Genomic DNA, 17,873 nt, shown 5'->3' on the forward strand with positions numbered 1-17,873 from the left:
TGAGTGCTGCCCCCGGTCTTCTGCTTTGCTCAGTCCCGGACGAGCAGCGGGAGCACCGCGTTGCGCGCCGAGGTGGCGCCGTCCGGAGCGGGGGCGCCGTAACTCACGTTCACGCCGCGGGCCCGGGCCGCCGCGACGATGCCGGGCATCGCCCGTTCCGCCAGGGCGGCGATGGTGAGCGCCGGGTTGACGGTCAGCGCGCCGGGCACCGCGGATCCGTCGGTGACGAAGATGCCCGGATGGCCGCGCAGTTCGTGGCGGTCGTCCAGGGCCGAGGTGGCCGGGTCGTCGCCGATCCGGCAGGACGCCAGCGGATGCACGGTGTACGCGCCGACCACGTCGTTGGTCCACGGCATCACCCGGGACAGGCCGTCCCGCTCCATGATGTCCTTCACGTCGGCGTCGGCCAGCGCCCAGCCCCGCAGGGTGTTCGGGGTCGGGTCGTACCGGATCGGACCGCGCCCCAGCATCTGCTGGGAGATCCGCATCGCGTTCCCGGTGGCCGGCGGCGGGCCGAAGACGCCCTCGTTGTCGTCCTCGGTCATCGCGAAGATGGTCAGCCAGGACTGCCAGCGCCGGACGATCTCCTTCTTCTCGGCCCCGAACCAGCTCGGCCCGGTCGCGTCCGGGACCTGCGCCAGGATGGTGCCGAACCCGGGCGGGAAGTAGAGCTGCTCCAGCGAGTACCGGGTGTACTCGGGCCGCGCGCCGTCCAGACGGTCCCAGCTGGCCACGCACGGACCCTTCCCGACCTGGGACGCCGCGTACGGCACGCCGTCGGCCTTGGCCAGGCCGAGCAGGTCGCGCACCCGATCCTCGTCGAGTATCGCGGTGTTCAGCCGCTCCCCGTTGCCGGAGAAGTACCGCCCGACCGCGTGCGGCATCTTCCCGAGCTCCGGCTCGGACCGCTGCAGGATCACCGGCGTGGCCCCGGCCCCGGCCGCCAGCACGACGATCTTGGCGTCGATGCTGCCGCTCCCGGCGGTGATCCGGTAGTCGGAGTCGTCGATGATGTTGTAGTGCACCCGGTAACCGCCGTCGGTGTTGCGGGTCAGCTTCTGCACCTCGTGCATCGGCCGGATCCGGGCGCCGTGCGCGAGCGCGGCGGGCAGGTAGTTGAAGAGCAGCGACCGTTTGGCGTCGAACCTGCAGCCCGCCATCATCCAGTTGCAGTTGGTGCACTTGCTCGCGTCGATGGCCACCGGCACCGGGTTGGCGGTGCGGCCGGCGTGCGCGCAGGCCGCGGCGAACAGGCCGCCGGAGTAGGTGACGTCGTTCCAGTCCTGGCGGGTGACCGGGAGGGATTCGGTGACGCGGTCGTACCAAGGGTCGAGGGTGTCCCTGGTCACCGAGGCCGGCCACATCCGGCGGCCGATCGAGCCCTGCCGGTCGAAGACGAACCGGGGGGCGCGCGGCATCGCGGCGAAGTAGACCACGCTGCCGCCGCCGACGCAGTTGCCGCCGAGCAGGCTCATGCCGTCGCCGACCACGAAGTCGAAGATCCTGGTGTAGGAGGAGCCGAGCTTGAAGTCGTGGTCGAAGTCCTCGCCCTCCAGCCAGGGCCCGCGTTCCAGGACCAGGACGCTCGCCCCGCCCGCCGCCAGGTGGTAGGCGGCGATCGCGCCGCCGAACCCGCTCCCGACGATGAGCACGTCGACACGTTCCGTGCCGTTACTTTCTGTCATGCGGGGCTCCCCGATGAGGTCGTGCCCGGATGGAGGTTTGCCAGCTCGCGGCCGTAGGAGTAGTCCGGGAACCGCCACAGCCCGTCGGCGTCCGGCTGGGAGAAGCCCATCGCGGCCAGGCCCGGGTGACCGGCCGCCATCGCGTCGACGGTGTGCAGGTGGGCCCCGGTGTCGAAGGCCATGTTGCTGAACAGGGCGACCAGGATCCAGATCTCGCGTTCCGGGTGGACGGGCGAGGTCAGGTGCCGGATCAGCGCGGTCCGGTCGGCGAAGGACAGGCCGACCAGCGGCGGCAGCTCCGGGTCGGGGGTCAGGCCGTGCTCGGCGGCGTACGCCCGGGCGTGCTCGTTGATCAGATCCGCGAACGCGCCGAGGTCGTCGGCGATGCCGGTGGCCGGGTCGGCCAGGAGTTCGAGCGCGCCGGCCGCGACCGCGCCGCCGCCGGAGGAGGCGCCGGCCACCGCGATGTCGTCCGGAAACCGCTTCTCACCGGGAACGATCGTGTCGGCGAACGCCTCTAGCGTCATGTTTTGGTGGGTTTGATGGGATAAGTCGGATCGCATGAGGTTACTCCCGTTTGTACCGTGGAGTCGGCATGTGGACGCGCGCGATCGAACTCCCACATCGTCGTTTCAGCACCGATTGCGATGCATCTTCCGAAATGCCGTCCTCACCGAGCGTTCAGACCGCTGCGGCTCCCGGGGTTCCGATGCGCGCGAGCCCGGGGTATTTTGCAAAGATCAGCCCCCCGTGGGGAGGGGCCGGGGACCCGTCCTACTCGGAACCGTCACGTGTGCCGCGTGCCGGTGGAGGTGGCCGATGATACGTGCGCCTGATTCTCCGGCAGGCGGGCTCGACGCACCCTGCCTGGTCCAGCTGGCTTCGCTCCGCCCCGCGGATTCGCCCCGGCTGGGGGGTGAGGACGCGGATCACCTGATCCGGCTCGCGGGCTTGGAGACCGCGCTCCCGCCGATCCTCGTGCACCGGCAGACGATGCGCGTGATCGACGGCATGCACCGGGTGCGAGCCGCCGCGATGCGCGGCCAGGACACCATCGAGGTGCGCTTCTTCGACGGCAGCGAGGCGGACGCGTTCGTCCGCGCCGTCCAGGAGAACGTGGCCCACGGGCTGCCGCTCTCGCTGGCCGACCGGAAGGCGGCCGCGGAGCGCATCATCGCCTCGCACCCGATGCTCTCCGATCGTGCCATCGCCGCCTGCGCCGGGCTGGCCGCCAAGACGGTCGGCGCGGTGCGCCGCCGTTCGAGTGCGGACTCGCCGCGGTCGAACGAGCGGCTCGGCGTGGACGGGCGGTTGCGCCCGCTGGACGGCGGGGCGGGCCGGCGCCGGGCCTCCGAGGTGATCGCGGCCAATCCCGACGCGTCCATCCGCGAGATCGCCAGGGCTGCGGGCGTGTCCCTCGGCACCGCCCACGACGTGCGCCATCGCCTGCTCAGGGGCAGCGACCCGGCCCTGACCCGGCCGGCCAGGATACCGCCGGCGCCGGTTCGCCCGGAGCCGAAGGACTCCCCGAGCATCCTGCAGACGCTGCGGAAAGACCCGTCCCTGCGGCTGACCGACCCGGGCCGCGAGCTGCTGCGGCTGCTGCACTCCCGGTCGATCGCCGTCGGGGACTGGCAGGACCTGGTCGACGCGGTGCCCCCGCACTGCGCCGACTCGGTGGCGAGGCTGGCCCGCGACTGCGCCGAGGCGTGGGGCCAGTTCGCGGCCGAGCTCCAGCGCCGGGAGAATCCCGGCTGATCGACGGCCCTGCGCCGGTCGTCATACGCCCATGGCCTGGTGCGATTACGTCTCGCACCGGCTCGGGCACCCCCCGCGAATGTTCACGGCAAGGCCCCCCGGAAACTTTCATGTTCAGAATCTGAAAGGTTGACAGGACCGGGCAACCCATTGTCTCTTAACGCTGTGCGGTGATTCTCAGAAGGCACCGCCCAACCTCTCTCATATCGACGCGTGAATGGAGGCTGCCCCGAAGAAGGAAACCGAATTCACCGAGGACGCGCGCGAATTCGAGCTCTATTCATGTGGGGAATAATTGGACCTGTGACATCTTCAAACGTCCGACTACGTGTTAGTCGCATAAGACGTTTTGGCCAAGGGGAAGCAACAATGGAAGAGGCCATCGAAAGAGCCGTCGGACGAGTTATTCAGACCATGCATGAGAATCTCAGCGAGCAGTTGACTGTCGATGACATGGCTCGCACCGCGATGTTCAGCAAGTTCCACTTCTCCCGCGTCTTCCGCCAGGCCACCGGGATCTCCCCCGGGCGGTTCCTGTCCGCCCTCCGCCTGCAGGAGGCCAAACGGCTCCTCATCTCCACCTCGCTGAGCGTGGCCGACATCAGCAACCGGGTCGGCTACACGAGCGTGGGAACCTTCAGCTCGCGCTTCAAGAGCAGCGTGGGCATCGCCCCCACCACCTACCGGCAGTACGGCGGCTTCGCCACCCGCATCGTGCCCGACAGCCGTTCGATCGGCACGGAGATCAGGTCAGCCACCATCCAGGGCGAGGTCTGGGCGCCCTCGACGGCCAGGCTGGGGCTTATCTTCGTCGGGCTCTTCCCCACCTGTGTGCCCCAGGGCAGGCCGGTGCGGTGCACGGTGTTGCACAACCCCGGCCCGTACCTGCTGGAGGACGTGCCCGCGGGCGCCTGGCATCTGCTCTCGCACGCGGTCTCCCCTGGGGAAGAGGAGATCATCGGTGACCCCTTCAGCCGAGCGCACGCGCCGTCGGTCGCCGGGGTCGGCCCGATCACCATCGGTCCCGACACCCGGATCACGACCGCCGACCTGCACCTCAGGCCGGCGCATCCCCTTGACCCACCCGTTCTGATGGCACTGCTCGACGTACGCAAGGTCGCGCTCAGATCAGCCGGGTGACAGCAGGGGACGCACGACGAGGCCACGGTCAAGGACGACCGTGGCCCCTCACATCTCCGGTTAACCAGAAACCCGTCCCATAGACACCCGCATAGCCGCCGACCAGGCGACTCACCGCTGCGGCTGTCTAGATCACGACTTTCTAGTTAAAGCGCGGTGTGACGGTCATAGGCAGGCCGTCCTTCATCCGCAGCGACAACATCGGCTCAGGAACGGCCTCGTAGCCGGGCACCCGGGTCAGCCGCAGATCCCTGGCCACCAAGGCGGTCACGAACGCGGCCTCCATCATCCCCAGGTTGTTGCCCACGCAGAACCGCGGCCCGGCCCCGAACGGGATGTAGGCGTAGCGCGGCCGGCCGGACTGCACGCCGGGATCGAACCGTTCCGGATCGAACTTCTCGGGCTCGTTCCAGAACTCGGGATGCCGATGCAGCGTGTACGGGCACACGAGCACGTCCGACCCCGCTGGAACGTGATACCCGCCCACCTCGTCGTCGGCGAGCGCCTGCCGGGTCAGGATCCACACCGGCGGGTAGAGCCGCATCGCCTCCTCGATCACCATGGACGTGTACCGCAGCCGGTGCAGGTCCTCGTAGACGGGCGGCCGGTCGCCGAGCACCTCCACCGCCTCCGCGTGCAGCCGCTCGGCCACCTCGGGATCGCGGTCCAGCAGGTAGAACGTCCAGCCCAGGGTGCTGGCCGTGGTCTCGTGCCCGGCCAGCAGGAGCGTGATCAGCTCGTCGGTCATGCGCTGCCGCCCGACCTTCGGGTCGGGCTCCTCGGCGGTGGACTGGATCAGTTTGGACAGCACGTCGTCGCCCCAGTCGCCGGTGCGCGTCCTGCGCTCCGCGACGAGGCGGTCCACGACGTGCTGGAGTTCCTTGCGCGCCTGCCGGAACCGCAGCTGCTTGGGCAGCGGCACCCACATCGGGACCGCGCCCAGCGACACCATCTCGAACATGGCCTGGTCCTGGACCGCTTCGAAGGCGTGCCCGACCCCGCTGAAGACGCCCAGGTCGGCGTCGAGCAGGGTCCGGCCGAGGACGCCCAGGGTGAGCGCGGTCAGCTCGTCCACCACGTTCACGGGACCGGTCCCGGCCGCGGCCCGCAGCCGCCCGACCAGCGCGGCGGCCTCCTCGGCGACCACGCCCGCCTGGGCGGCGATGCGCTTGGCCTGGAAGGCCGGCTGGATCAGCTTGCGCTGCTTGCGCCACAGGTCGCCCTCGCTGGTCAGCAGGCCGTCCCCGAGGGCGCGTCTGGCCTGCACCAGGCCGATGCCCTTGTGGTAGTTGCCGCTGTTGTCGGCGAGCACGTGTTTGGCGTGGTCGGGGTGGTTGAAGAAGTAGAGGGTCTTGGGACCCATGGAGATCTTCACGGCGTCGCCGTACTGGTCGGCGGCGGCTCGCATCAGGGCGAGCCGGTCGGTGGCCAGTTTGACGAACAGGCCGGGGGCGGCCCGCCGGGGCGGCCCGGGCGGAACCGCCCGGGACCGCCCGCCGGTTGTCGCGGTCATGTCTTCACCTCATTCATGTCGCTGCGCTCAATTCGATCTGCCGGAACCCGCCGTTGAAGAACAGCAGGGCTTCCTCGGCCTCCTCGTCGTGGGAGAGCACCTTGCCGATGAAGATGGAGTGGTCGCCGCCGTCGTACGTCCGCCAGACCTCGCACTCGAACCTGGCGATGCTGGCGTTGAGCATGGGCGCGCCGGTGAGCGTGCCGGGGAACCAGTCCACGTCCGCGAACTGGGCCTGGCCCGGCACCCGCCAGCGGTCGGCGAAGTGCCTGGCCAGCGCCTCCTGGTCGGCCGCGAGCACGTTCACCCCGAAGGAACCCGCGGCCGGCAGCATGCCGTGCATGATCGCGCTGCGGTCCACGCAGATCAGCACGAGCGGCGGGTCCAGCGAGACGGAGGTGAAGGAGTTGGCGGTCATGCCGTGCGGAGCGTTCCCGCCGACGGTCACCACGGTGACGCCGGTCGCGAACCTCCCGAAGGCGCGGCGAAGTATCTTCTGGTCTGCCATGGTCAATCCCCCGGGGGTTACGGCACGTAAGGTTGGAGCGCTCGAACCAGCGACTCGGGCACGCGGGCGGGCACGGTTCGGGTGTTGGGCCCCCGCATGCACGCCACCCGCTGCCGGCCGCGGGCGATCAGCGTCTCGCCGACGCCCAGGTTCCGGGCGTCGAGCTTGACGTAGTCGAAGCTGAATTCGAGCTGGGTCTGGGCCAGGTCGACGAGGCGCATCCGGATGGACAGCTCGTCGAAGGCGGTGATCTCGGCGTAGAACTCGCAGTCGACCTTGAGCGTGAACAGCTTGAGGTCGTCCTGCAGCTCGCCGAGCACGTCCGGCGCGTGGGTCTTGAGGAACATCTCCCGGCAACGCCCCTGCCAGCGCAGGTAGTTGACGTAGTAGACGTTGCCGACGATGTTGGTCTCCTCGAAGCCGACCGTGTGCAGGTGTTCGAAGTAGTTGCCCACGGTCAGCGCCCTTCGGCCAGCACGGCCAGCACCACGGGCTCGTGCTGGCCGCGCACGCTGGTGACGAGGGTGGCGATCCTGAGCGATCCGGACGCGAACACGACCCACGGATCCCGGCCCGCGCGGGCCAGGGTGAGCGGGGCGGCCGGGGTGAGCCCGGCCTTCTGCAGGCATTCGAGGGCGGACCAGACCCGGGTTCCGGCCGCGTCCGCGCTGTCGCCGGTCTCGGCCGCGACCAGGCCGGCGAGCGGGGCGTGCCCGCCGAGCAGCCCGGCCCAGGTCTCGGCGGAACGTTCCGCGACCGATTCCACGTCGCAGCCGAGCGGGCCGTCGGCGCGGACGGCGAGCGTGAGCCCGGCGCCGTGCGCGGCGGAGATCGTGCCGCCGTCGATCTCGGGGCGCCCGTCGGGGCGATACCTGATCTCGACGGGCCCGCCGGACGCGCGCCCGACGGCCACGGCCGTCGCCGCGCGGCGCTCGCCGCCGGGTTCGACCGCCACGGCCACGTTCGCGCCGATCAGGTCGTCCAGCATGCGCTCGACGTACGGCCCGAGCAGCGCGGGCGCCCACGGACCGCGGCCATCGCTCTTGCGGACGGCACGCAGCCGCAGCCCTTCCCAGCGTTCGACCGGGCGCCCGGACGTGTCCCGGACGACGATGTCGTATATATACGTGTCGCCGTCACGTTCCCGCTCGACCGCGCTGTAGCGCATCGGCCCGGACGCCGGGGTGGCGTGCACGCGGTCGATGCCCTGGGGCAGCAGGGTGGCGTGCGGGACGCAGACCTGGTTGCCGTGCATCAGGGCGTCGCGCATGCCCGGGTCGCCGAGCAGCAGCTCGCCGGACAGGTAGGCGGCGAACCAGTCGGACGCGTCGATCGCGGCCACGTCGGCGTCCACGTGCCGGGCGGCGGCCCGGTGGTAGCCGGTCAGGCGCTGGAATCGTTCGCCCTGGAAGAGGATGCCGCCGTACAGGTCGGTGACCGGGTCGAGCGGGACGGCGGGCAGGCCGCCTGCGACCTGGGCGGGCGGCCCGTCCTGGACGGCGGCGCCGGTGAAGCGCAGCCGGGCCCGGAAGTGGTCGGCCGCGAAGCCCGTCTCGGAGCTGCGGATGGCCACCTCCACCAGGTCGTCGCCGGTGACGGCGGCGGCCACCCGGATGGTGGTGGCGCCGTCGGGCGGGACCACGATCGGCCGCAGGAACTCGGCGTTCTCGATGACCGGGGTCGCCGTCCAGCCGGTGGCGGCGGTGGCCACCTGCGCCATCGCCTCCATCCCGAACACGGCGGGAAACAGCAGGTTGCCGTCGAGCAGGTGGTCGGCCAGGTAGAGGTCGCTGCCGGCGGTGAGCTCGGTCTCGGTGACCAGCTCGACGCCGTGGTAGCGGATCAGCGGCCGGTCCACGAACCGCAGCAGCGGCAGCTCGGGCCGGTCGTAGCGGACGGTCTCGATGCCCTCGGTACGGCCGCTGATCACGGTGACCACCGGCGCGTCCGGGTCGCACACCAGCCGCCGCATGATCTCGACGCCCTGGTCCGGGGTGACGGGGGTGATGCCGTCCCTGGTCAGCGACTCGACGACGGCCAGCCGTTCGCCCATGCCGACGCCGGACCAGACCGACCACTCCATGCAGAGCGTGCGGCAGTCCGGATGCGCGGCGGCGAACTGCTCGGTCAGGGCGCGGAGCCACTCGTTGGCGGTGGAGTAGTGCGCCTCGCCGCGCAGCCCGGCCCGGCCGATGATGCTGCCGAAGGTGATCAGCAGTTTCAGCCGGTCGGGGTCGACGGCGGCCAGCACGGCGCGCAGGCCGTCGATCTTCGGGGCGAAGGTACGCCGGAACGCGTCCGCGTCCAGCGAGGTCAGCCCGGCCGGTTCGTTGCGGCCCGCGCCGTGCAGGATCGCGGTGATCGGGCCGAGCTCGGCCAGGGCGGCCGCGACCTGCCCGGGATCGGTGACGTCCGCCCTCACATAGCGCACGGAAAGTCCCAGGTCGCTCATCCGCCGAAGGTTTCCGGCCAGCTCCGCGTCCCCCTCCGGCGCGGACCTGCCCATGATGACCAGCTTCGCGCCGCTGTCGGCGGCGACCGCGATCGCGCACTCGGCGGTGATGCCCTTGCCGCCGCCGGTGACCAGCAGCACGTCCTCGCCGGTCAGCGGGTGTCGCGTAACCGCCGGGGTGACGGGCATCGCGCGCAGCGTGGGCACCCTGCGGACGCCGTCGAGGTGGACTTCGGCGTAGCGGTCGGTGGCGGCCACCTCGGCGACCACCTTCGCGACCGCGTCCGGCCCGTACGGGATGTGGACGATCGTCACCCGCAGGTGCGGCGCCTCCAGGGAGAGGGTCTTGGCCAGCCCGGCGGCGCCGTACGGATCCGACTGGACCAGCACGAATCGCGTGCCGGGGGCCGAGACGGCGGCGGCCTTGGCGCCGGTCAGGGCCGCCGCCAGGTCGGACTCCTGGCACGATTCCGGCAGGCACACCAGGATGCCGCCGCCGACTCCGGCCTGTTCCAGCTGTTCGCGCAGGTGCTCCGCGAACGGGTGGCCCTGCGGCGCGAACGCTCGCCAGGGCCCGTTGCCCCCGGGGACCCTGGGTGTAATCGGGGGCAACGGGGTCTCGTCGAGGTCGAGGGCGAACGGCCGCGCCCAGGCGGCCGCGCCCGCGATCTCGCGTGGCGCCGCCGGGGCGCCGGTTTCCGCGAGGCTGCCGAGGGCTTCGGCGAGTTCGCTCACGGTCGAGGTGGCGAAGTTCATCGGCGCCGTGGCCGGGGGCACCCCGAGCGCCTGGGCGGCCTGGTTGACGATCTGGCCGACGGTGATGGAGCTGAGGTGCAGGTCGTCGAGGAGGTGGCTGCCGGGGGCAACCATCTCCACGGGCAGTTCGGCCCGTTCGGCGGCCAGCCTCCTGAGCAGGTCCACGACGGACTCGCCCGCCTCGGCCGCCACTGTCGCCGTGGCGACGGCGAGCACCGGGGCGGCGGCGATGTCCACGTCGGGGACCTGCTCGCACGGGCTGGCGAAGAACGAGAACTCCTGCCCGATCTCCAGCGGCCGGACCAGCCGCCCGTGGAAGAGCGCCTCGGGCGTGACCGGAACCCCGGTCACGTAGGCGGCGGCCACCACGCGCAGCAGCCCTGCCAGCGACTCGTCGTCGGTGTCCATGGACACGGCGGGCACGCCGGTGACGCCGGTGGCCAGGCCGCTGAGCACCCGGCCAGGCCCGACCTCCACGAACAGGTCGATGTCCTTGGCCGCCAGCTCCACGGCCTGCGCGAACTGCACCGGCTCGGTGATCTGCAGCCGGAGCAGCGCGGGGATGTCGGTGTCGGCGGCCAGCGCGTCGCCGGTGACCGTGGACACGATCCTGGCGCCGATCTGGCCGAACGCGCCCCGGTCCAGCTTCGCCGCGAACGCGGCCGCGGCGGGCGCGACCAGCGGCGAGTGGAACGCGTGCGAGACCCGCAGCGGCGTCCAGGTCACCCCGGCCGCGGCGGCCCTGCGGCCGACCGCCTCGACCGCTTCGGCGGTTCCGGCGACGACCGTCTGCTCGGGGCCGTTGTATCCGGCTATCACCACCGGGTCGGTCCCGATCAGGTCGAGGGCGGCGTCGGGGGACGCGGCCAGACCGGCCATCGTGCCGGACGAGCTGTGCTCGGTCATCGTCTGGCCGCGCACGGCGGCCACGCTGAGCAGCGTCTCCTCGTCCATCGCCCCGGCCCAGTGCAGGGCGGAGATCTCGCCCAGGCTGTGCCCGACGGCGACGGTGGCCTCCATGCCGAGCGTGGTCAGCGCCCGCAGGCCCGCCATCGAACCGGTGACGATCCTGGGCTGGGCCACCGCGGTGGCGACCACGTCTCCGGTGGCGGGCAGGGCCGCCTTGGCGTACACCTCGTCGACCTCGGCGAACCGGCGGCGCAGCGCGCCGCCGCTGAGGCCCCGGCCGGAACCCTGGCCGGGGAACAGGTAGCCGACCCTGCCGATGCCGGTCACGTGGCCGAGGAAGGCCCGCCCGTCGAGGAGGCTGGTCTCGCCCGCGTCCAGCGCCTCCAGGATGCGCCGCAGCCGTGTCTCGGCGTCCTCGGGCGAGGAGACGATCACCGCCGCCCGGTACGGCAGTTCGCGCAGGTCGCGCTGGAGGACCGCGGCCAGGTCGCCCAGCTGCGCGTACGACAAGGCGGGCACGAAGCCCACCAACTCGGCCACCCGCTCCCGCAGCTCCGCCAGCGATCCGGCGTCCACCAGCAGCAGCTCGGCGTCCTGCGCGGACGCCGCCAGCGCCTTGGTGCGCGGATCGAAGGGGGCCCGCTTGCGCGCCCCCGACCGCTCCAGCACCAGGTGGGTGTTGATCCCGCCGAACCCCATCGCGGTGACCCCGGCCCTGACCGGCTGGCCGCTCGGCCACGCCTCGGCCTTGCGGAGCACCCGCAGCGCGACCGGCTCCTCGGCCAGCACCGGGTGCGGGTCCACGCACCCGATGGTCGGCGGCAGCACCTGCTGGTGCACCGCCATCGCCGCCTTGATCAGCCCGGCCACCCCGGCCGCGCCCTTGGTGTGCCCGATCATGCCCTTGATGGAGCTGATCGCCGCGGGCGCGGCGTCCGGGTCGGCCGACCTGCGGGCCAGCGACAGCGCGGTGAGCTCGGTCTTGTCACCCACCTGGGTGCCGGTGCCGTGCCCCTCGAACAGGGGCACGGTCTCGATCCCGAACCCGGCCCGCTCGTACGCCCGGCGCAGCGCCAGCTGGTATCCGGCCACCTCGGGCCGGGTGATGCCGCCCTTGCCGTCGGAGGAGATGCCCCAGCCCGCGATCGTCGCGTAGATCCGGCGGCCCGCCTCCTCGGCGTCGGCCGCCCGCATCAGCACGATGATCCCGCAGCCCTCGCCGGGCCAGAAGCCGTTGGAGCCCTTGTCGTACAGCCGCATCTCACCCCTGGCCAGCGCCCCGGTCTTGGCGAAGCCGATCACCTCGAACGGGTCGATGGACAGGTCCACGCCGCCCGCGATGGCCACGTCCACGTCCTGGTCGACCAGCGACCGGCACGCCGTCGCCACCGAGAGCAGCGAGGAGGAGCAGGCGCCGTCGACGGTGTAGCCGCCGCCCTTCAGGTCGAAGTGGTTGCAGATCCGCCCGGCGATGGTGTTGGCCAGGCCGCCGGCCAGGCTGTCCTCGTCGATGCCGGGGAACGGCGCCTTGTAGACGGTCTCGTAGTCGCGCAGGAACGCGGCTGCCTTCGCGTCGTCCCAGCCGTGCTCCTTCAGCGTCGCCGCGGCGGTCCGCCGCACGTACGGCCAGCGCAGCCGCATCACGTTGGCCCTTGCGAACTCCCCGGTCAGCGTGTTGCCGACGATCACGCCGGTGCGCTCCCTGGGCAGGCCCTCGGCGCCGGGGAACCCCGCGTCGGCGAGGGCCCTGGCGGCGGTGTCGAGGGCCAGCCAGTGGGTGAGGTCGGTGGAGCGGTAGGTGCTGCCGGCGATCTTGTACGCCATCCGGTCGAATTCGTACCCCTCGATGACCGCGGCGTTGCGGGCGTAGAACCGGTCCGGGGCGGCCGGGTCGGCGTCCCAGTAGTCGGCCTGCCGCATCCGCTGGTCGGGCAGCCGCCGGAAGGCCCGGCGCCCGGCGAGGGCGTTCTCCCACAGCTCGCGCGGGGAGTCCGCGTCCGGGTAACGGCAGGCCATCCCGACGATGGCGATCCTGGTCATACGGGCGCGACCTCCCTGCCCGGCTGGGCCAGCGCGGCCTGGGCGGCCGACAGCGTGGCGGCCTCCCGCTCGGCCCTGGCCTTCTCGGTGAAGTGCAGCGACCACAGGAATCCGCCGCGGGCCAGGCAGACGATCGCGGTCGCGAAGAAGATGCCGTAGGGGATGCTCATGCCGGTCAGCACGCCGTAGGTGAGCGCCACCCCGCCGCCGAACGCGACCTGCGCGCCCGGCTTGGACGGGCTGGTCCCCGGGTCGGTGATCATGTAGTTGGTGAACAGCACGAACGCCACCCCGGTCATGGTCGCCAGACCGCCCAGGATGTTGGTGTCGAGAATGACCCCGCGCACCACGGCCTGCAGCGCGAACCCGCCGACCCAGGCCATGATCAGCCACATCCGCCCGGTCAGCTTGGCGTTGATCATCGTCCCGGCCATGACGATGCCCAGCGGGATCAGCCAGTCCAGCGGCCCGTCGATGTGCTCGGTGAAGTGGTACGGCGGCGCGATGCTGGCCCACGGGAACAGCAGCAGGATCACGGTGATGCCGAAGTTGGAGGGGTTCATGAAGTGGCGCAGCCGCCCGCGCACGGGCGCCCGCAGGATCCACTTCGCGCCGACCGCGACCATCACGCCGAAGATCAGCACGAGCACCCGGTCGTTGACGTAGATGAGCATGTTCATCGCCAGGCTGGTGATGTGCGCGGGGAGCAGGAACTCCATCAGCCCCTTGGCCCCGCCGCCCTTGTAGCGCGGGGCCCGGTGCTCCACCCGCGCGCCGATCATCTCCAGCACGATCTCCACCGTGTAGCCGGTGGCCAGCGCGATGAACGGCCAGACGTAGGGCTGCTCGAAGCCCAGCACCGTGTAGCCGAGGATGTTGAAGATCGTGATGGACATGGCGAACCGGCGCAGGGCGGTGATCACCTTGGTGTCGTGCCGCGGCGGCTCGGCCACCGGATGTGCGCCGTTCGCGGATCCGTTCTGTGCAGCCATGGGAGTCACCTCTCCGTTGCCTGAGCGCCCAGCTGGATGTTGTGCCAGCCCGGGGTCAGCTGAAGGTTCTGTTCGTGGATTTCGCCGGTGCGGTCGCGCCAGCAGAGGTTCACCTGGACCGGCCCGGTCACGTTCTCGCCGAGGCCGAAATGCACCTCGCTGCTGCGCTTGCCGGAGTGGCCGCTGCCGCCGTCCACCCTGCCGATCTGCTTGCCGCCGTCGGGCATGGTCAGCGTGACCTGCGCGCCCACCACCGGCGAGCCGGGTCCTGCGGTGCCCTCGTGGGTGAGGCGCAGGCCGAGGAAGCCGCCCTTGGTCGTGCTGGCGTTGGCGTAGAAGACCGGCTCGTCCCACTGCCGGGCGATCGCCATGTCGAGGCGGCCGTCGCCGTCCGCGTCACCGGTGGCGACGCCGCGGGTGGGCACCGGGATGGCCAGGCCGAGCTCGCCGGCCACGTTGCTGTAGGTGCCGTCGGCGCGCTTGGCGTAGAAGGCGAAGGTCTGGCTGCCGCCCACGTCGTCGCCCGCCCGCACGTTCGGCCACCAGACCGGGTACTGCAGCACCTGGTCGTTGGCGGTGGCCAGCTCCTGCAGCAGCGGCCAGCGGTTGACCTCGCCCTTGACGAAGCCGGTGGTCTGCGCGATGGCCAGGTCGCCGCTGTTGTTGAAGTCGGCGATCTTCAGGTCCCAGCCCCAGCCGGACCAGGCCAGGCCGAGCGGCGCGCTCAGGTCCTCCCAGGGGGCGTGGCCGGCGTTCAGGTCGGCGCGGAGCTGGCTCTTGTCCTTCGCGTCGCTCATGAAGGCGAAGTTGCTCTCCTGGATGCCGAACGTGGTGGTGATGTTGCTGACGAACAGGTCGTACAGGCCGTCGCCGTTGAGGTCGCCGAAGTCGACGCCCATGCCCTTGAACGAGTCCAGGCCGACCACCTTGGACTTGGGGATCAGCGGCGTCCTGGTGCCCTCGACCACGGTGAACTTGATGTGGCCGGGGCTGGAGGCGTTGCGCATCATCCGGTCGGGGCCGAAGTCGTGGCCGAGGTACATCTCGGGCAGCATGTCGCCGTCCAGGTCGGTGGCCCCGGCGGCCAGCACCCAGCCCTTGGAGACGTTGACCGGGATCGCGTCGTCGACCTGCTGGAAGCTCACCGAGGCGGGCCCGGACGCGGTCCAGCGCAGGAAGTAGTCCTCGCCGCCGTTGATGCCGTGCGACATGGAGTGGTTCATGGCCACCCCGCCGCTCAGCTTGTCGTCCAGGACGGGACCGTGCGGGAAGTAGTTGCCCACGTAGACGTCGTCATGGCCGTCGCCGTCGAAGTCGTCGACGACCACGGCGTTGGTGTTCCACTGCGGCCCGGTGTAACCTGGCGTGCTGCTCCGCGGCGGCACGGCCTCGATCGCCTGGTACGCCTCTGCGCTCAAGCCCTTCGCATCCGCTTTGGCCAGGTAGATGATCGGCGTCCGCCCCCACAGGTAGACCAGCAGGTCCATCCGGCCGTCCTCGTTCAGGTCGGCGGGCACGCACCCCATCGGGGCCATCACGTCGTTCATCGGCAGCCCGGACGGCACCAGCGCGAACGGCGCGTACCGGTCGGCCGCCAGGCCCGGCGTCGGGGTGACCACGACCTGGTCGATGCGCGGGTCGGTGACGCACAGGTCGTTGGCCAGGCCGTCCCCGTCCAGGTCGTTCATGGCGATGCCGGAGCCGACCGAGGAGATCCACGCGTCAATGTGCGTGTAGTCCTGGTTGACCCGGCGGATGGTCTGGTTCTTGAAGCCTCCCGGCATCGCGATGTTCATGGGCTTGAACGCGTACGTGCTCGCGATCTCAGCCCGCTCGGCGGACGACGCCGCCGGCAGTTTGACAATCACGAAGGCCACCGCGAGCAGCACCAACGCCACAATTCCCGGCAGTTGCCTGCGGACCCAGCCAGCTGTGCGTGCCACTGACTAACACCTCCCAAGAGATACGAATTCATCGGCGATGCGCTGGCGCCACACCTCGTAGCCGGGCGGCACCCCGTCCAGCGGCCCGTCGGGCAGGGCCTCCGCGCAGATCAGGGACGCCTTCTCCGGCGTCATCCCGCAGAAGACGCGGACGGCCAGCTCGGTGTGCGGGCCGAGCAGCCCGGCCTGCACCCGGGCGGTCGCGCCGAACGCGCTGCCCTGCGCGACCTGCGGCCGGTACTGTCCCGCCCGTTCCCAGAGTTCGCGTAGTTCGGCTTCCGAGGCGCCACCCGCGTAGGTGGCGGCCAGGCCGGTGCCGGCGTACAGGTCGGCGCGGCGGGCCTGCGGGAACTTCTCGATCATCGAGGCGACCAGGTCGGGCTCGGTTCCGCCGACGAACCACATGGCCCGGCCGATGCCCTGGTCGATGGCCCGGTTCTGGTAGCCGCCGTGGTCGCCGCGCGGCCACGGGAAGCGCGGCTCCTGGAACTGCTGGTGCACGTACTTCGCGGTTTGGAAGTACGCCTGGTGAAAGCCGTAGCCGTCCAGGGCCAGCCAGCGCAGGAGCGGGTCGGGGGCCTGGACGCGCGGCCACACCATCCGGGGCAGCCGGGCCATCGCCCAGCCGACCCCGACATAGACCATGTAGACGTGGTCCTTGCCGCGCCCTTCGAGGAATCCCTGGAGCCTTCCGCGCCCGCCGAATGGCAACGCGTCGACGACGGTGAATGCCATCGCCGCGCCCTCGTAGGCGAATCCGCGGAATCGTTCGGTAATTCTCTCCAGCAATTCTTCCGCGTCGGCGGGTGTGCGCGCCTCGGCGGCATGGGCGAATCCGGTGAGAAATGATCGCCCGACCGTTTCGAGTAATTCTTTGGCGGCTGGGCTCTTTTCGTGGAAGCCCCGCACGTCGAGCCTTGTGGCGGACATGTCCGGGGTTAGTATTTTGCGCCTCAGCGCACGCACCATATTAGCCACATATCAAATATCCATTGACTGTGGAGGTGCGTCTACTTCAAACTTGCTCACGCGAATTAAGCCGGGTGCGGACGTTATTCCGCCACAACTCGTAGGCCGGGAGATCGGCCTTCCCGGCGGGATCCACGGCCGAGTCGTCGGCCACCGCGACCGCCGCGTCGACCGTCAGGTCGGCCAGGATCGACACTCCCGCCGCGCTGTGCTCGGGCACGTGCCCGGCGTAGTGCCGGGCCTTCGCGGCGAACACCGCGCCCTGCGCCAGCTGCGCCCAGCGCTCCCCCGACTCGCGCCGCAGCGCCGCCAGCGCCGCCGGGTCCGCGCCGCCCGCGAACGTCGCCGCCAGCCCGACCCCGCTCCACAGGTCGGCCTGCCGGTCCCCCGCGAACCGCCGCACCGCGCCGGCCACGCCCGGCACCTGCCCGCCGTGGATGAACCACAGCGCCCGGCCGATGCCCTGGTCGATGGCGCGCGGGAAGTAGTCCGCCCGCCCCTCCCACGGGTAGGCGGCCGGGATGCGCTGCTCGTCCACCCAGCGTCTGGTCTCGAAGTAGGCCCGGTCGAAGCCGTACCCGTCGACGGCCAGCCAGGTCATCGCGGGATAGTACGGCGTGCCGCTCAGATCCGGCATCACCTTCTTCCACAGCACCCTGGGCAGCCGCGCCATGGCGAACCCGATCCCGATGTAGGTCAGGAAGATGTGCGGCCGCCCCGGCCCCATCAACAGGTCCCTGGTCCGCTTCCCGCGCCCCCCGCCCATCGCGTCCACCACCGTGAACGCCATCGTGGCCCCCTCGTAGGCGAACCCGCGCTGCTCCGGCTCCACCAGCTCCAGCCGCCGCTCCACCTCCCACTGATCCCGCGCGTCGATCCCCCACTCGAACCCGCAGATCACCGCCTGCGGAATCGCCTCCAGATGCCGCGTCGCCCCCGGCGGCGCCGCCGGAAACCCCCTCGCGGCAAACGTCACCTCCCGCAACGCCGGCGTCAACACCAGCCTGCGCAACGAACCAATCGTGGTAGGCATCGCCCCTCCTCGGATCGCGTCAATCACACAATCCCCCGCCTCCGCACGCCAACGCTTCTCCTGACGTGCGCGAGACATCTCCGAATGTGCGCACATGACAACGCCGCCGCTCGTGGTCCAAGCGGCGGCGCCGAATACGGTTAGGCGTGGTTCTCCCACCCACCCACCCTTATTG

At 71.0% G+C, this 17,873-nt stretch carries 12 protein-coding genes; 2 read left to right on the top strand and 10 right to left on the bottom strand.

What is annotated here, in order from left to right; translation table 11 throughout:
• Window positions 1-29 precede the first annotated feature (29 nt).
• Together ABGB08_RS08485 and ABGB08_RS08490 are read right to left on the bottom strand one after the other, a co-directional pair.
• Window positions 30-1,685 carry a GMC family oxidoreductase gene (locus tag ABGB08_RS08485; protein WP_347588056.1) on the bottom strand — a complete coding sequence of 552 codons (1,656 nt, stop codon included), beginning with the start codon at window positions 1,683-1,685 and terminating at the stop codon, window positions 30-32.
• Window positions 1,682-2,212: a DUF5987 family protein gene (locus tag ABGB08_RS08490; protein ID WP_347588058.1), complete on the bottom strand. Its 531-nt coding sequence runs from the start codon at window positions 2,210-2,212 to the stop codon at window positions 1,682-1,684. The genes ABGB08_RS08485 and ABGB08_RS08490 overlap by 4 nt, the downstream gene beginning before the upstream one ends.
• A 292-nt stretch (window positions 2,213-2,504) precedes the next feature.
• Here ABGB08_RS08490 and ABGB08_RS08495 point away from each other — a divergent pair, with 292 nt between their 5' ends.
• Both ABGB08_RS08495 and ABGB08_RS08500 read left to right on the top strand, forming a co-directional pair.
• Entirely contained in the window at window positions 2,505-3,443 is a 939-nt protein-coding gene (locus ABGB08_RS08495; protein ID WP_347588060.1) for a ParB/RepB/Spo0J family partition protein, read from the top strand.
• 414 nt (window positions 3,444-3,857) lie between these two features.
• The gene (locus ABGB08_RS08500) at window positions 3,858-4,583 is read left to right on the top strand and encodes a helix-turn-helix transcriptional regulator (protein WP_347588062.1); all 726 of its coding nucleotides are present in this window, start codon (window positions 3,858-3,860) and stop codon (window positions 4,581-4,583) included.
• 142 nt (window positions 4,584-4,725) lie between these two features.
• On the opposite strand, the gene ABGB08_RS08505 is transcribed toward ABGB08_RS08500, so the two are convergent.
• The 8 genes from ABGB08_RS08505 to ABGB08_RS08540 are packed head-to-tail and all read right to left on the bottom strand — an operon-like array spanning window position 4,726 to window position 17,698.
• Window positions 4,726-6,096, bottom strand: coding sequence for a cytochrome P450 (locus tag ABGB08_RS08505; protein WP_347588064.1), 1,371 nt, complete (start codon window positions 6,094-6,096; stop codon window positions 4,726-4,728).
• A gap of 13 nt (window positions 6,097-6,109) precedes the next feature.
• Window positions 6,110-6,604 (bottom strand): flavin reductase family protein, encoded by a 495-nt coding sequence (locus tag ABGB08_RS08510; RefSeq protein WP_347588066.1) that lies wholly within the window; start codon window positions 6,602-6,604, stop codon window positions 6,110-6,112.
• 17 nt (window positions 6,605-6,621) lie between these two features.
• Window positions 6,622-7,059, bottom strand: a complete 438-nt coding sequence (locus ABGB08_RS08515; protein ID WP_155352294.1) for an acyl-CoA thioesterase — start codon at window positions 7,057-7,059, stop codon at window positions 6,622-6,624.
• A 2-nt stretch (window positions 7,060-7,061) separates the two neighbouring features.
• Window positions 7,062-12,761 carry a type I polyketide synthase gene (locus tag ABGB08_RS08520; RefSeq protein ID WP_347588069.1) on the bottom strand — a complete coding sequence of 1,900 codons (5,700 nt, stop codon included), beginning with the start codon at window positions 12,759-12,761 and terminating at the stop codon, window positions 7,062-7,064.
• Window positions 12,758-13,753: an enediyne biosynthesis protein gene (locus tag ABGB08_RS08525; protein ID WP_347588071.1), complete on the bottom strand. Its 996-nt coding sequence runs from the start codon at window positions 13,751-13,753 to the stop codon at window positions 12,758-12,760. The genes ABGB08_RS08520 and ABGB08_RS08525 overlap by 4 nt, the downstream gene beginning before the upstream one ends.
• Window positions 13,754-13,758: 5 nt before the next feature.
• Window positions 13,759-15,696, bottom strand: a complete 1,938-nt coding sequence (locus ABGB08_RS08530) for a CRTAC1 family protein (RefSeq protein ID WP_347588073.1) — start codon at window positions 15,694-15,696, stop codon at window positions 13,759-13,761.
• A 3-nt stretch (window positions 15,697-15,699) separates the two neighbouring features.
• Window positions 15,700-16,665, bottom strand: a complete 966-nt coding sequence (locus tag ABGB08_RS08535) for a DUF1702 family protein (protein WP_347588075.1) — start codon at window positions 16,663-16,665, stop codon at window positions 15,700-15,702.
• 46 nt (window positions 16,666-16,711) lie between these two features.
• A complete protein-coding gene (locus tag ABGB08_RS08540; RefSeq protein ID WP_347588077.1) occupies window positions 16,712-17,698 on the bottom strand; it encodes a DUF1702 family protein in 987 nt (328 codons plus the stop codon).
• Window positions 17,699-17,873: the final 175 nt, after the last annotated feature.

The sequence above is a fragment of the Acrocarpospora sp. B8E8 genome (assembly GCF_039871605.1).
GTDB lineage: Bacteria > Actinomycetota > Actinomycetes > Streptosporangiales > Streptosporangiaceae > Acrocarpospora > Acrocarpospora macrocephala.

Coding starts and splice junctions, on each gene's coding strand:
- ABGB08_RS08485 (WP_347588056.1), bottom strand. CDS start 1,685: ATGACAGAAAGTAACGGCACGGAACGTGTCGACGTGCTCATCGTCGGG.
- ABGB08_RS08490 (WP_347588058.1), bottom strand. CDS start 2,212: ATGACGCTAGAGGCGTTCGCCGACACGATCGTTCCCGGTGAGAAGCGG.
- ABGB08_RS08495 (WP_347588060.1), top strand. CDS start 2,505: ATGATACGTGCGCCTGATTCTCCGGCAGGCGGGCTCGACGCACCCTGC.
- ABGB08_RS08500 (WP_347588062.1), top strand. CDS start 3,858: ATGCATGAGAATCTCAGCGAGCAGTTGACTGTCGATGACATGGCTCGC.
- ABGB08_RS08505 (WP_347588064.1), bottom strand. CDS start 6,096: ATGACCGCGACAACCGGCGGGCGGTCCCGGGCGGTTCCGCCCGGGCCG.
- ABGB08_RS08510 (WP_347588066.1), bottom strand. CDS start 6,604: ATGGCAGACCAGAAGATACTTCGCCGCGCCTTCGGGAGGTTCGCGACC.
- ABGB08_RS08520 (WP_347588069.1), bottom strand. CDS start 12,761: ATGACCAGGATCGCCATCGTCGGGATGGCCTGCCGTTACCCGGACGCG.
- ABGB08_RS08525 (WP_347588071.1), bottom strand. CDS start 13,753: ATGGCTGCACAGAACGGATCCGCGAACGGCGCACATCCGGTGGCCGAG.
- ABGB08_RS08535 (WP_347588075.1), bottom strand. CDS start 16,665: ATGGTGCGTGCGCTGAGGCGCAAAATACTAACCCCGGACATGTCCGCC.
- ABGB08_RS08540 (WP_347588077.1), bottom strand. CDS start 17,698: ATGCCTACCACGATTGGTTCGTTGCGCAGGCTGGTGTTGACGCCGGCG.